Source organism: Synechococcus sp. HJ21-Hayes, assembly GCF_024345835.1.
Lineage (GTDB): Bacteria > Cyanobacteriota > Cyanobacteriia > PCC-6307 > Cyanobiaceae > Vulcanococcus.
The window spans coordinates 32575-45842 of the sequence record NZ_JAGQBW010000021.1; the positions used below are offsets into that span (position 1 = coordinate 32575).

Consider the following 13268-nt stretch of genomic DNA (forward strand, 5'->3'; position numbering starts at 1 on the left):
CCGTAGCCACTGCCATGAAACTCACCACCCGCTACGAACAAACCAGCTGCCGCCTTGAGCTGGAGGGACTGCCCGACGTGTCTGCCGGCCAGGGAGACCAGAGCCTCGGCATCCTCACCGGCTTCACCCTGGCCCTGGCAGGCCACACCGAACTCGAGGGCAAGCGCGAGCACCTTCAGGCCCTGCTGCAGGTGGTGATGCCCTACGCCCGGTATCTGCTCAGTGGCGTGGCACGCCCGTTTGGGGATGAGGCTTCCCCCGTGCTGATCGCCCCCCATGACCAGGGCCATCAGTTAATGCTGCGCAGCAGCCAGCCCAATACCGAGCCGCTCACCCTTCAGCTGGATGACGCCGAGCTGGCAGATCTGGTGCGCTGCCTCGACCTCCTGCGCAACGACGCCCGGGTGCTGGTGCCCTTCGACCTACCCCAACTCCAGCCTCTGCGCCGGCGCGAGGTGCTCAACCGGGAACCCCTGCGCCGTCGGCTGGCGGCACCGCTGGTGGGTGTAGCCGCGTTGCTGCTCGCTGGCGTGGCGGCCTGGATGGTGCCGTTGCCCAAGGCGCCGCCTGCTTCGCCCGCCCCTGTGGCCACTCCGGCAAAACCCGGTTGACGCGGCTGCCATGCTCAGCACACTTGTGTTCTGGTGCTGGCGCCGATGACCTGGTCTGAACTGCGACGTCGCGTGACCCGGCTGGGGGCCTCTCTGGATGTACTGGTGCGCAGTGATCCCGAGGTGTGCGGCCTCAGCGGCGACACCTTCCATCTCTCGCTGCACCATGGCGGCCAGGGGGATTGCACCGTTGGCGATCTCAGCCTGGTGGACTGCCCCAATGAACTGGTGCTGATCGAATTCGAGCGCTGGATGCGCTGCGCCGGCTACACGCTGGAACCATGACCCGCTCCCGGCGCCTGCAGCTGGTGCGATCGGGCCGCGCAGCCGGTGCCACGCGCACGGTGTTTCGTAAGCGCCGGGCGCCTTCGCGGCTCCGACAGGTGCTGGGTGGCCTGTTGTTGCTCGCGGCGGGGACCGGCTTGTTGGTGCTCCTGCTCCAGCTCCCGGAGTTGATTGATCTCGACAGTTTGCTGTTGGTGAGCACCGCCATCGGCAACTTGATTGCGGGGCTCTCGCGGCTGTTGATGGGGGTGCTGCAGCTGCTGGGGGTGCTCCTGCTGGTGGGGTTGGCGCTGTTGGCTCTCGTGTTGCTGGTGGCCGGCCTGATGCGGCTGGTGAGGGTCCTGGTGGCTCCTGGGCGCGATCAGACCAGCAAGAAGCAGCGTTCCTAACTTGCCGGTAGCCAGGCGGGGGGTGCGGGCATGGGCAAGAAGCAGAAGCAGGGGCCGCCTGCGGCGGACAGCACTGATCGCTATGCCCCCTCCGCCCAGCTGGATGACCTGAGCACCGGCGAGTCATTCGCCAAGAGCAAGTTCGATCGCAAGCGCTACGAACAGGAGCTTTCGCGGCTGCAGGAAGAGCTGGTGAAGATGCAGTACTGGACGAAGGCGGAGGGGTTCCGCCTGATGGTGCTGTTTGAAGGGCGCGATGCTGCTGGCAAGGGTGGCACGATCAAGCGCATCACCGAGCCGCTTAACCCCCGCGGCTGCCGGGTGGTGGCCCTGGGCACGCCCTCAGATCAGCAGCGCAGCCAGTGGTATTTCCAGCGCTACGTGGAGCATTTCCCCAGTGCTGGCGAGATCGTGATCTTCGATCGCAGCTGGTACAACCGCGCCGGCGTGGAGCGGGTGATGGGCTTTTGCACCGCTGCGGAGTTGCGGGAATTTCAGCAGTCGTGTCCGGAGTTTGAGCGCATGCTGGTGCGCTCTGGAATTGTGTTGCTCAAATACTGGTTTTCCGTGAGTGATGAGGAACAGGAGGCCCGCTTTCAGGCCCGCATCGACGACCCCACGCGCCGTTGGAAGCTCAGCCCGATGGACCTGGAATCCCGGGATCGCTGGGTGGACTTCTCCCGTGCCAAGGATGAGATGTTTGCCCACACCAATATCCCCGAGGCCCCCTGGTTTACCGTGCTGGCGGACGACAAGCGGCGGGCGCGGCTCAACTGCATCCGGCATCTGCTCAGCAAGATCCCCTACCGGGATATGACGCCACCGGCCCTGAAGCTGCCACCGCGCAAGAGTGGCAAGGGCTACGAGCGCCCACCGATCAATGAGCAGTTCTTTGTGCCGAACTGTTATCCCTGATCAGGCGGCTGATTCATCCACCGGCTTGCTGGTTCAGCCACCGTGCATCTGGGAGAACCACATCCCGGCCAGCTGCCAGGAGCTCCACAGGAAGATGGCCAGGAACAGCCAGTTCAGCCAGGCGGGGCGGTTGTCGTTGTCAAACAACATGGCCGATGGTCTCTTGCACTGCCCAGGCTAAGGGCCCTTCCCCAGGCGAGGTGGCGGTCAGGTGCCTCAGTTGGGCGTGGCCGAGCAGGGTAGCAAGGGCGCGAGGGGTGCGATCTGGCAGAGGCCCCAGGGTCCACCGCCAGATCCCAGGCTCCAGCGCACCACCTGGCCGTCGCCATCGCTGCTGGGAACGGTGATCACCTCCAGCTGGTGATCGCCGCGACGGTAGTCGTAACGGCAGTAGCCCATCCCGGTGCCGGAGCAGGCCCGCAAGCTGATCAGCCCGTTGCCGGAGAGTTCGCGATCAAAGCTCTCGGCCGGGGGGGTGCTGATCGGACGCCAGCCCTGCTGCTGTAGCCGTTGATCGGCCGCTTCGATGGGTTCGCGCACCGTGAGTAGGGTGGCCGGGGCCTGGGCCTGGCCCGAAGAAGCCAGCAGGGCAGGCAGCCCACCTGCGGCGGCGATTCCCACGGCTGCTGCAGCGATGGCCAGCGGTCGGCACCGGGGCGCTGCCATCGGAGGGTTGAAGGGGGCTCCCCGATTAGAGCAATGTTTGGGCCCGCCGGGTACTGCTGTGGGCGTGCCTACACGGCCATCAGGCCCTGGCGCTTGGCGCGGCGTAGATCGTGGAGCCCCTCGAGCTGGTTGTGAACGGCCACCAGCTGCTGGCGGATATGGTCGGTGTTCTCCAGCTTGGCGAGGTTGAGCAGCATCAGCTCAATCTGTGCCTTGCAGTCGATCAGTATGCGGCACTCGCTGGTTCCGGGTTCGTAGGCCATGCACGGGATTGGTGACCTGCCCATCCAATCGCCAGCATGGCCGGCGGGGTGTGGCGGTTATGGCCGTTTTGGGTTTGTTTTGGCTGGCTTGCTGCTGCAGCCGCACAAGCGGGCAAATCTGCAGCTTTCCTGATCTCGCCGGCGCGGCTGCAAGAGCTAACGGTTGGAAAACGGAGGGGGTGGGATTCGAACCCACGGAGGCTTTCACCTCGCTGGTTTTCAAGACCAGAGCCATCAACCACTCGACCACCCCTCCAGGGGTTGACCCCATAGGGGCACACTCATTCTTCCACGGGGATTGAAGCCTGGAGAGGCTTGCGACTGAGACTCGTGAGACCTGTGGCCATGCTTCGGGTAGAACGCTGCGGCCTGGTGGGCCGCCGGATCCATGCCCGTCCTCTCCGCCAACCTGCTGGCCGTTCGCACCCGAGAGTTGGCCGACATGATCGAGACGCTGCCCGTGAGCGTCGCCCCCGACCGCCAGTACGACCGCTGTTGCGAACTACTGGAGCAGGTGGCGATTGCCCTCGATCTGTTGTCGGCCAGCTGAAGCTTCAGTTCTCCGGTTTGGCCAGCGGCATCAGGCACTTGTTCATGCAACCCAGAAAGCAAAGCCTGTCTTGGGTTTTTAGACCCTCCAACATGACTTATGAAGTGACTTATCCTTCTGAGCCCCTTGGTTTGTGCTCAGCATGGGTCGTCGTTTGGCGGGCCCGGTCCGACTCCAAAACAGTGGTCCGAATTGGTACGCCCGTCTGACCGTCAAGCCGTCGCTGAGGCCTATAGCTGGCTGTACGCGTCTTCTCCGGAGCCTGGGTACCACCGACCATTCGATCGCCCTCCAACGCTGGCCAGAGGCTTACAAGGCTCTGGAGCAGGAACTGCAGCTACGGATCCAGCAGACAAACGCCGATACCCAGCGCCGCAGGGCCTCGATACGGGCAATGCTTCCACTCGTATGGGATTGCCCTCAGGGCTTGACCTCCGTCGAATGGACCGAAAACCTGACTGGTGAGCGGCTGGACCATCCAGATGACGCCTCTCCGCTCTTCGAGGAGACCTGGGCAGCCCTTGATGCAAAGCGGCCCCTCAGTCTCAACTGGCCGGAGTTGGTCAACCTTCACGCTGAGGCCATCGCCAGACGGCGAGGAGAATCACTTTCCCAGTCCTGGTTCAAGGCAGCCAGGCAAGCGGTGAGCCGTGTCATTGAGGTAAATGAATTGCCCGACACCATCACGAAGGAGCAAATTCGGTCATTGATGGAGCAGCTTAGAACCAAAGGTTTAAGTGATAAGACTGTCTCTACTCAGTTAGGCATTCTCCAATCGCTCATCCAAACTGGGATTGAGGAAGACAGTCTGACGCTTGCTACCAACCCGTTCCGCAGTGTCCGCTTTTCCGCCAGCACCAAGGAACAGGACCGCTATCTGCCGTTTGACTTGAAGATTCAGTTGCCATTGCTGCTCACTGAGACGGAACACGCTTGGGTTTTTGAGTTGCTCTGCACTACTGGACTGCGGATCGGGGAGCTGTTGAACCGACGACAAGGTGATATTCAGGGCCAGATGCTGGTGATTGGCAGAACACCTGATTGGAAACCAAAGACCAAATCTAGTTACCGCAGGGTCCCAATCCCCTTGCACCTGCTAGGCCATATGAAGGATCTGATTCCCGTCGCGTCGCCTGGTGCATGGGAGCAGCGTCTAAGGCCTCAGATCAGAAATTTGTTTGACGACAAGCAGCTTGTGGTCCATAGCTGCCGTCATACCTTCAAAAGTCTCTCCCGCAAGGTGGGGATGCCATCTGATGTTTCGGACGAGATTGATGGGCACAAGAAGAAAGATGTTTCTACTATCAGCGATCACTATGGTGACTACCCAGATGAGGTTCTGATCAAGTGGGTTGATGTCGTGTCCAAGGAAGTTCGGTCACTTGTGTACGGATCAAGGCCCCAATAAAGTAGTTTCTCGTAATGGCCTATCTTTCATGCAACTATCCCTCTACCGGCTCATCGCGACCGTTGGCCACGTCCCCTTCCCGTATCTCAATGACTACTCACACCTAACTGACTTCTTGACCCTCTGACCCACAGCTCTGACTCCAATTCTAGCTGCCGACAGCCCCTACGTGCTTAAGAATTCCCGCGGAGCTGTTCTTGGTCAGATCGGTTGAGACCATAGTTAGAAAGACTCATCACCGCAGAATGCCCGAGGAATAGCTCTAGTCCTGCCTGCATTCGAGTTGACAGCGCTAGATCTGTTCTTTGAATAGCGTTACGAGCGGTTATTGCTTTCAGGGCTCGCCTCAAGCAGCAGATGCTCACCATTGCCGCCCAGGAGGCTCTCTAGGGCCCTTAATGCGCCGTCCAGCCCTCTTCTATTCGAAACGTCATTAGAACCTCTTGCAGTGGCTCCCTGGGGCCTCTAACAAATAGACGTCAGTGATTGGCAAAGGCTCTCAGAAATTGAACCACTGAGGGACAACTGGCGGCTGCTGACGTGAAAGTGTGCGTCTTTTGGATCGGTACGCCACGCGAGGTCTTTGGTGCTGGATGCTGTCAATCAGCCGCTCCATCTCCTAGCTCAATACCCTAGTTCTTGCAGTGGTTCTGATCGATGACGGACTATTACAGGGGGGAAAGCTCAAATCCCTGCTGTGGCAGAGGCTGTGACCGATGGCTCACTATAACGGCGAGAACAGCTCCAACCCTTGCTGTGGCAGTGGTTCTGGGTGACAACCGACTATAACGGGGGAATAGGCCCCCCAAGAGTCTTGTACACACTGGGAACAGTGCTCGTCGGGTTGACCGGCTCCACTTGGGGCTCTGCTGCTTCGTCAAAGAAAAGACGTTAAAACTCCACGCCTGGAAACGTGGTTAAAGAAAGGTCTGGCTGCGAATGCCCATTTGGGAGTAGCTCGTCAGACGGTTTCATTGAACCCAAGCACCAAGGACATCAGGCACCCTTGGCAGCAGCTGAATCAACGCTCGCATTTGACGGTTGGAGAACCGGCGAATGACCCACTCCAAAGTTGAAGCCCGAACTGACGCATGACTGCGTTACGACGGGATACTGAAATCAACTTTGATGGTTCAAAGAGGAATCTACCAACTGTAGTCAGTTCATTTGAACCGGTCACCAGCGATGGTGGCAGTAGCTCTTCGATGCATCCGTCGTCCCCTCGACACGGCTGAGGGTCGAGAGTTGTGTTTCAAAGGGGCTGAGTTACAGGCGGAGCCACGCTGTGCGTGGAAGTTTCTCTTTGCACCATCCAAGTTGAATAGATATACAGCATCAGCTGTGTAGGGGGTGAGTAGAAGTGCACTCCAAGACAGGAGCTAGCACTGGTCCTCTGGTCTGCGTTGCTTGTGGACAACAACTTACATAAACACTTCACCATCTACCAGGACCAGCGACCAGTAGGTGGTGTGGATTTTCCACGTGGAAAACTTATCCCAAATGAACCTAGTAGAACAACTAAATCCAAGGCGTGAGGATGGCGGTCTTGACGGCCGATACACCGAGCTGGCCAAGCAGATCATTGGTGCTATCAGCCGTGAAACCGTCTCCGATCTGAATGAGCTATTTCATCAATCAAATGCTATTCAGACTCAGTTTTCAAGGGCAGGACTGAGATTCGTCATCGGTGTCTTCCAGGTTGAGATGGAGGACTGGCAGCGTAAAGCTTTCAAGAAGCAGCTCCGATATCTGCTGCAGGAATGTGGCTTCAAGCCATCTATGACAACAAAGCTAATAGCTGCAGGTGAGTTTGTGGCTGGTGAGCTTCCTCTTGGAGATTACAACCCAGACTTCGATGGACCAAGCGAGGAGTTGTACAAGCAAGAGCATGACTTCTATCTTCGCTATCTAAAGGGATATGGTGTTGGCTCTCTGTACCTACTATCCCAGATGGACTACCGCGGCAGGATTGAAGCTAGGCAGCACTACAACGAGACGAATGATCGTTACAACACGAGGGAGCTTGAGGTATTGAAGCAGCAGTACCCCCGATGGTCAGCTGACCATCGAGCTGGGAAAAGGCAACACAACACTGACCAATACCCACTTCAACAGCAACTAGGACAGCTTGAACCAGCTGTGGACACTTACCAACTCAGTACTGATGAAATGCTCGATCAGTTCGTACTGCTTGCTCAATCGATTAATTGGTCTGCCGTTGGAACTCACACAGAAGCTCGCCAGCTGCTCGCCTCCATCGGGCCGACTCTGAGCTTCATATCGGACCTCGCTCACGAATCGCCGTATTTTCAAACCATTTGAGGACCAGTCCACCAAGTCAACAATCAGTTATGAGAAATCACCAAGCTCGTCACGACTATGTTCCTCACATCCGCCATTGGAGTCCAGGCCTGATTGCGATTACTGCAAAGGCGCGTATTGAATTCCTGCTTGGATTGTCAAATAGGTCTGATGCTCAAGCGATGATTGACGAATGGGTACTGAGTTGAGACTTTTTCCTCGCTTTGCATCTGCTTCATCCAAGTAACCATGGCTGAACCAATCTGGAGTACGTCATTGCTTTCCATTATCCTCATCAGGCAGCCACGCTCTGCCAAAAGGGAAGTCTAATCAGGCTTCTGACATCTGCTTTGGCGGGCTTGCTGTAGCAAGGGATTGCTCATGTTCTCTAGTCCCCTATTCGAAGTGTTCGTGGGGATGAAGAGGCCTCAAGTTGTCTGGCAAATTGGATCAGGATCTGCTGAATGCTGTTGTCCGCGGCGATTTCCTGGATCGTCTTGCGGTCACTGATCGCGTCCATGGCGACTCTGGCCTTGAACTCAGGGCTTTGCGTGTGGCGCTTGCTCATGGGTAGGAGCCCCTTTCAGGGGCAGTACCCCGCCTCAGATGTTAACGATGGGCCCAGTCCATAAGACCAGATGCCCCCACCACCAGCCACCAAACCTCACTCGGCGGCCAACAGCTGATCCGCCGTTTATCTAGCGCACTTGACAATGATCTCATGAGACACACTTAGGATGCAAAAGGTGACAGGGAGAAACGATGAAGTACTCACGCTTCTGGCCACTTTTTGGCATACAGGCTATTGCCATGAGAGCTACAGTCGTAGCTGCTTTCAATGTCACGTCTCACATTCCATTGCAATCCGTTCTTCCTTTCCCCGGCAGGATTTTCTCCCCTTTGGGTTTATTAAGTCAGAAGCCCCTTAATGGCACAAAAGCAGAGCGTGTTCTCGAGGATGATGGGATGGACATTGTCAATGTTCGAAAGTGCCTCGAACAGGAAGTCCAAACGCCGCTGCGCAGTGAAGACGATTCGCTTAAGCAGGTCATCAGGGACTTGATGCTCAAATGCGTTGAAAGAACAGGCTTGCGCAATGCATGGGTAGTGGGGCTTCCATTCACCGTTGCCATCCATGCGAAAACCAATAAGGAGGTTCAACTTAAATATTTCTGTTCTGATGTCTGCCCGACCATGGGCCGAGTTTTCGCAACTCTTGCTGGCGTTTCAAAGAAGGAGTGCTGCGCCCTAGGCCAATTGCCTATTACGGATTCTGCATGGGGTGGCTACATAGGATGCCAACCACTCGAACTCGTTTCTGACTTGGACAAGAAGTACACAAGCTGTTCTACTCTTAGTCAGCCGAATTAATCAGTAGGTCATTAGTGCTCCTTGCCTTCTAGTCTGAAGGGCTGCCCAGACCTTCACGGTGATTGGATAATCCTGGGCTCTCGGGGTGGCTACTATCAGCCTTCGCGGCATGGCGACGCTGAGGTCTTTGCAAGCTAGACCTCAGCAGCACCGGCTGACGCGACGGCTGAGGGAGAGCTGGAGGATCACCGTAGCCAGCAGATCAAGTTGGTCAGCAGCTCCTGAGACTTAGGGATAAACCGGCTAGCCAGTGAAGTCAACCAAGATCCCCGTATACGAAGCAAGAATACCTCACTTGCAAGCGTCTTTCAGGCAGACATGCAGCCTCAAAACCCAAATCAATAAACTGACATTATTTAGTAGATTACAGCCTATTAAGCCAGCCCACTGATGCAGAACTCGATGAATACGTTGGGGATACAGCTCTTCACGGGACACGGTAATGAAGCCTTTAGGCATAGCCTTAGCATTTGCATCCTTACTCATGGCTTCTGCACCAGCAGCACTTGCTGTCTACACCTGCAGCGACTCTGGATGGTGCGAACTTGAACGCAAACACAATGGAAAGACGATATTAATCCTGCCCCTTGAGGATTCAGGTCGGTATCGATCATTTAAAATACGAATTGACGAAGAATCAGCGAAAGCATCGGCTGATTGTAAAGAGTGGATGCTCAGGATTTCCGGTGAGGATGTCTACAAGGAGTATGCCCCTGAATCAGCAGAAAACGAAGCTCTGTCAGTTGTATGTCGCAAGGGAATCTCAAGTGGTGGGCTTGGCGGAGGCTTTTCAGAACCAGACACTAAGGATAGCAAGGGGGCTGATGACTCGACAAAAGACAGATCTCGTGAGCCATTAATTCACGTGATTCTGGATTCCATATTCCATTAAATACTGTATTCAGAAGTCAATGAAAGTGCTATTGCTGCTGTCGCGAATTGCACTCTTGCCATTTGCCATCCTGCATCCAGGAGCAGCAAGTGGTAACGAATACAATGAAGGAGTAAATGCCTACTGCACGGTTGCCCAAAAGCAGATTGCTCAACTTTCAGAGGACATCAGAACAGCGCCAGAGAAATGTAACCAGATGTACCACAGTCATCCAAGGTGGAAAGCGCAGTGCATTGCAAATATACCTCGATGGTCACAAGAAGCTATTGAGTTAATTAGGAGGAATGTGCCCTCTTTAGCCTTGTGTCGATTGGACTACGGCAGTTTAACGCCCTATATGCGGCGGAGTTCCAATCTCACTCCGTTCTCGGCGCCTGAAGCCATCAGAAACCCTAAGGTTGACGAGCAAACCGAAGAGGGAGAAAAGAAGTCGATCGAAGAAAGGATGAATAACGAGCAGAGAGAGTTTGTAGCGCTATTCAAAGCAAGTGCTAAAGTCTCAACAGGTTTTGACAGGCTTGAAGCTACTGTCAACGCAACATTAAAGACTCGAGATAGCCTAAAGAATCCGGCAGCAGTTGTCAGGGGGACTGGCTTTGGGCGAGTCTTGTCAAAGGCAAGTCCTACTTCTATTGCAGAGCAGGTGTACGATGAATACCTGGAGAAAGGATCAGAAGCTGCGATTGAAAGCGCGAAGGATGTCCAGCTTCAAACACTGAAAATTCGCGTCATAGAGATGTGTGAGCTCAATAGACCTATGCTCAGGAAAGGAGATGGAGATGTTGTTGATGCGATCAGGTCATATGCCAGATCGGTAAGAGTCAACAATTGTCCATAGCTTAGGTTTAATGTCAGAATAAAGTACTGACGGGTCTGTGCTCCGACCGAAAGGGGCTACGGGTCGGCGTCGAAGACCTGCTAGTGACGATATGGACATAGGATCCTTCGGTGGCCTCAACTCCTCGGGATGAACTGCTGGCGTTGGGGCGTCAAGTTCTCACACCTACATGTGTGACGTACTAACGACTGCTGGATGCTTAAAACTTCACACTAAGCCCAGCCCAGCCACCACCGACATAATTAATACCGTTGCCAGCTGCTGCGTCTCCTCTGATTTTCAAGGCAACTGCATTAGACAGGTCAATCGTGACACCTGCTGATACTGCAATGGCATTACGGCTTACTGCCTCTGTTGGTACGGACAGTGACTGCCCAATCAACGTGACTCCAACGGTATCGTCACCAACGACTCCTCGATACATGTAGCCAACCTGACCCTCGAGAACCATCTTGGTGTTTTTGCCAAGCGTTGTTTTCAGCGTTCTCCGGGTGCCGACACCAACAAAGCTTTGGCCGATGGCAACATTCCGTCCATTCACCGTTGCATTGGCAGACCCCCCACCAGATTCTGTATAGGCTCCCATCCATTGTTGGGCGTAACGCAGCCGAGCGGTGGGCAGAACGCTCCAGCCTTGAATGTCACCTGCGTTGACTGTGATTCCTGCCTCTGGTGCGAACCACCAGCCTTGATAGGTGGAATTGGTGCTGGAGTTTCCGAGATAAGCGAGGTTGTCATTGACAAATCTCTGCTGCTGAAAACTCTGAACACCTCCATAGAGAGCAAAATCAACCGATGTATCTCCCCAGCGTTTTTGACCGTACAATCCCAGGAATCCGCCATCACTGCTGTTGTTGTAAGATTGTATTGTGATGCCGTCAGCAGTCAGATTCGTTTGACTGTATCCACCGAGTAGGCCAAGTGTCAGATCTTTGCTGCGTTTGGCGTCGTATCCCATCGCAATACCAGAGAGAATATGGTGCCGTTCAAGTGTGTCGGTAGTGCCTGAGTAAGACGACGTCATCCCAAAGCCTCTGGCCCACAAGGGATGCTTGCCGTCTATACCATTGAAGCGCCCCGGAATCAATGACGAAACGGTGTTCGTTACGTCAGCCAGAGCATCCGATGAGCTCGCGAAGATAGTGGGATCGTATGTAGCTGCCTGTTGTGCGGCCCTATTGATGAAGACAGGCACAGAACCGGAACTGTTAATGCTGCTCACGCTGCCTTCAAATGTCAGCAGCTGTGAAAAGTTTGCGCTCGGCGAGATATTGACAGTCCCTCCGGTACCCATATTGATTCTGCCGCCTAAGAAGCCATTGACCACATTCAGCGTATTTCCAGAGCCATTGAAGAGCACTGCGTATGACTGCTTGCTAACAATGCTGCCTGAAGTCGTCACGGTATTTGAACTGCCGACGACAGCGACGCCAGCAGCTAAGTTGCCGGATGAGGAGATCGAACCCGAGTTTGCAACCGTATTCGAAACTCCTGTCACAAAGATGCCTGCCGCGGAGTCTCCCGTGGTTGTGATTGTTCCAGAGTTATTAATGGTGTTCGCGTTGGACGGTCCAGCAAGTGAGATACCATCTGAGGCGAAGCCGTAGGTGCTTATCGTACCTGTATTTGCAATCGTGTTTGAGTTGCCTTCGCCGCCTATACCCGCGCTGTTTCTCCCATAGGTGCTGATGACCCCGGAATTGTTGATGATATTGAAACTGCCTAATGAGGAGATCCCGTAGCTTTGTTCGCCGTTTGTTCTGATCGTTCCCTGGTTGAGGATTGTATTGAAGGAGCCTATAGCATTGATTCCGTCCGACCCTGTTGTGCCTGGGGCTATAGAGCCGCTTGTGCTAATCAAGCCTGAGTTAATGATGATGTTGGAATTGCCTTGGGCATTTGCCCCAATCGAGTTGTTCCCTGAAGTGTTTATCGATCCAATGTTGGTAATTCTGTTGTTGCCATTGGTGGCGTTAATCCCGTTCGCGCTTGTCCCGCTCGTGCTTACCGATCCAGAGCTCGTAATGGTTAATGTGTCGTCACCGTTCAGTGGAGGGGTCGTCGGCCCCTGAGTCCCGGTGACAGAGTTGTTAATTATTGTTGTATCCGCAAGTGCCAATTTTGGGATTGAAATCACAAGGCCGCACAACGCGGCTGATTTGATTGCCTTGCCGAGAACCTGGATTTTGCTTGTCTTGTTTCTGCTTGTGTGGACTTTTTTCCCCTGGTACACGAAGCTTTCTCAATCCCGCTAATTTTGCCGTTCAGAATATGCGTGGTCTACTAAGCCACTCTTCGAACTGACCCTATTGTTGTTTCGTTGGCCTGAGCCAGCATCAGTGGTTCAACTGCCCCTAGCGGCCACCCGCTTGACCCCGCAAACATCTATAGGCATTCTGCTGCTTTTGGTTCGAGGATCAGCGGTATCTCGCGGGCGTATTGATCAGGCAACCCGTTTCGTTAATCGCGATCCACATCTTGATGACGAAGGAGTGGTCTGCAGTTCGCAAGCAATCTAGTTGGTGCCATTCCAGAGCCAGTGTCCCATCCTTGGCCTTGAGCAGGTCTTTTATGGGGCGTTCATATTCTGTGACCCAAATCTCCGAATACCCATAATCATCGCCGGTTAGCTGCAATTACCCCCATGCCCGCCAGGGCTGATTCAAAGTGTGGTCACGGGTTGAGCTCTGGTTGTCGTCGCGCCATCGCCAGCAGTGCCTTGATGTCATGCATCACCGCTTGCAGGCCCTCGCGGATCGAGTCGAAACCGGCCAGGCGC

At 55.1% G+C, this 13268-nt stretch carries 14 protein-coding genes and 1 tRNA gene; 10 read left to right on the forward strand and 5 right to left on the reverse strand.

Annotated features, from left to right (window positions below; all coding sequences use genetic code 11):
- Nucleotides 1-14: 14 nt before the first annotated feature.
- Genes KBZ14_RS13905 through ppk2 form a run of 4 tightly spaced genes read left to right on the forward strand, consistent with a single transcriptional unit; the run spans nt 15 to nt 2200 of the window.
- A complete protein-coding gene (locus KBZ14_RS13905; RefSeq protein ID WP_255118941.1) occupies nt 15-611 on the forward strand; it encodes a DUF4335 domain-containing protein in 597 nt (198 codons plus the stop codon).
- Between the two features lie 45 nt (nt 612-656).
- Nucleotides 657-896, forward strand: coding sequence for a hypothetical protein (locus tag KBZ14_RS13910; RefSeq protein ID WP_255118942.1), 240 nt, complete (start codon nt 657-659; stop codon nt 894-896).
- Nucleotides 893-1285: a hypothetical protein gene (locus KBZ14_RS13915; protein ID WP_255118943.1), complete on the forward strand. Its 393-nt coding sequence runs from the start codon at nt 893-895 to the stop codon at nt 1283-1285. Before KBZ14_RS13910 ends, KBZ14_RS13915 begins: the two co-directional genes overlap by 4 nt.
- Nucleotides 1286-1315: 30 nt before the next feature.
- Entirely contained in the window at nt 1316-2200 is an 885-nt protein-coding gene (gene ppk2 / locus KBZ14_RS13920; protein WP_255118944.1) for a polyphosphate kinase 2, read from the forward strand.
- Between the two features lie 216 nt (nt 2201-2416).
- Here the strand turns inward: ppk2 and KBZ14_RS13925 are convergent, their stop codons facing one another.
- The 3 genes from KBZ14_RS13925 to KBZ14_RS13935 form a co-directional block, all read right to left on the reverse strand.
- Nucleotides 2417-2866: a hypothetical protein gene (locus KBZ14_RS13925; RefSeq protein ID WP_255118945.1), complete on the reverse strand. Its 450-nt coding sequence runs from the start codon at nt 2864-2866 to the stop codon at nt 2417-2419.
- Nucleotides 2867-2934: 68 nt separating this feature from the next.
- Nucleotides 2935-3129, reverse strand: a complete 195-nt coding sequence (locus tag KBZ14_RS13930) for a hypothetical protein (protein WP_255118946.1) — start codon at nt 3127-3129, stop codon at nt 2935-2937.
- Nucleotides 3130-3300: 171 nt separating this feature from the next.
- Nucleotides 3301-3385: transfer RNA gene (locus tag KBZ14_RS13935), tRNA-Ser, on the reverse strand.
- 132 nt (nt 3386-3517) lie between these two features.
- Here KBZ14_RS13935 and KBZ14_RS13940 point away from each other — a divergent pair.
- The 3 genes from KBZ14_RS13940 to KBZ14_RS13950 all read left to right on the forward strand — a co-directional run bounded on the left by KBZ14_RS13940 (nt 3518) and on the right by KBZ14_RS13950 (nt 7409).
- Nucleotides 3518-3679, forward strand: a complete 162-nt coding sequence (locus KBZ14_RS13940; RefSeq protein ID WP_255118947.1) for a hypothetical protein — start codon at nt 3518-3520, stop codon at nt 3677-3679.
- Between the two features lie 427 nt (nt 3680-4106).
- The gene (locus tag KBZ14_RS13945; protein ID WP_255118948.1) at nt 4107-5087 is read left to right on the forward strand and encodes a tyrosine-type recombinase/integrase; all 981 of its coding nucleotides are present in this window, start codon (nt 4107-4109) and stop codon (nt 5085-5087) included.
- A 1464-nt stretch (nt 5088-6551) separates the two neighbouring features.
- On the forward strand, nt 6552-7409 hold the full coding sequence (locus tag KBZ14_RS13950; protein WP_255118949.1) for a hypothetical protein: 858 nt from the start codon (nt 6552-6554) through the stop codon (nt 7407-7409).
- A 367-nt stretch (nt 7410-7776) separates the two neighbouring features.
- Here the strand turns inward: KBZ14_RS13950 and KBZ14_RS13955 are convergent, their stop codons facing one another.
- Nucleotides 7777-7956: a hypothetical protein gene (locus KBZ14_RS13955; RefSeq protein WP_255118950.1), complete on the reverse strand. Its 180-nt coding sequence runs from the start codon at nt 7954-7956 to the stop codon at nt 7777-7779.
- Between the two features lie 194 nt (nt 7957-8150).
- Between KBZ14_RS13955 and KBZ14_RS13960 the strand changes: the two genes are divergently transcribed.
- The 3 genes from KBZ14_RS13960 (at nt 8151) to KBZ14_RS13970 (ending at nt 10489) form a co-directional block, all read left to right on the forward strand.
- A complete protein-coding gene (locus KBZ14_RS13960; protein ID WP_255118951.1) occupies nt 8151-8759 on the forward strand; it encodes a hypothetical protein in 609 nt (202 codons plus the stop codon).
- Nucleotides 8760-9243: 484 nt separating this feature from the next.
- A complete protein-coding gene (locus tag KBZ14_RS13965) occupies nt 9244-9651 on the forward strand; it encodes a hypothetical protein (RefSeq protein ID WP_255118952.1) in 408 nt (135 codons plus the stop codon).
- Nucleotides 9652-9670: 19 nt separating this feature from the next.
- Nucleotides 9671-10489: a hypothetical protein gene (locus KBZ14_RS13970; protein ID WP_255118953.1), complete on the forward strand. Its 819-nt coding sequence runs from the start codon at nt 9671-9673 to the stop codon at nt 10487-10489.
- 199 nt (nt 10490-10688) lie between these two features.
- Here KBZ14_RS13970 and KBZ14_RS15870 read toward each other — a convergent pair whose 3' ends face one another.
- Nucleotides 10689-12722, reverse strand: a complete 2034-nt coding sequence (locus KBZ14_RS15870; protein ID WP_255118954.1) for an autotransporter family protein — start codon at nt 12720-12722, stop codon at nt 10689-10691.
- Nucleotides 12723-13268 lie beyond the last annotated feature (546 nt).

Bases quoted from the DNA above. Each gene is read 5' to 3' on its own strand.
- KBZ14_RS13905 (WP_255118941.1), top strand. From the start codon at position 15: ATGAAACTCACCACCCGCTACGAACAAACCAGCTGCCGCCTTGAGCTG.
- KBZ14_RS13910 (WP_255118942.1), top strand. From the start codon at position 657: ATGACCTGGTCTGAACTGCGACGTCGCGTGACCCGGCTGGGGGCCTCT.
- KBZ14_RS13915 (WP_255118943.1), top strand. From the start codon at position 893: ATGACCCGCTCCCGGCGCCTGCAGCTGGTGCGATCGGGCCGCGCAGCC.
- ppk2 (WP_255118944.1), top strand. From the start codon at position 1,316: ATGGGCAAGAAGCAGAAGCAGGGGCCGCCTGCGGCGGACAGCACTGAT.
- KBZ14_RS13925 (WP_255118945.1), bottom strand. From the start codon at position 2,866: ATGGCAGCGCCCCGGTGCCGACCGCTGGCCATCGCTGCAGCAGCCGTG.
- KBZ14_RS13930 (WP_255118946.1), bottom strand. From the start codon at position 3,129: ATGGCCTACGAACCCGGAACCAGCGAGTGCCGCATACTGATCGACTGC.
- KBZ14_RS13940 (WP_255118947.1), top strand. From the start codon at position 3,518: ATGCCCGTCCTCTCCGCCAACCTGCTGGCCGTTCGCACCCGAGAGTTG.
- KBZ14_RS13955 (WP_255118950.1), bottom strand. From the start codon at position 7,956: ATGAGCAAGCGCCACACGCAAAGCCCTGAGTTCAAGGCCAGAGTCGCC.
- KBZ14_RS13960 (WP_255118951.1), top strand. From the start codon at position 8,151: ATGAAGTACTCACGCTTCTGGCCACTTTTTGGCATACAGGCTATTGCC.
- KBZ14_RS13965 (WP_255118952.1), top strand. From the start codon at position 9,244: ATGGCTTCTGCACCAGCAGCACTTGCTGTCTACACCTGCAGCGACTCT.
- KBZ14_RS13970 (WP_255118953.1), top strand. From the start codon at position 9,671: ATGAAAGTGCTATTGCTGCTGTCGCGAATTGCACTCTTGCCATTTGCC.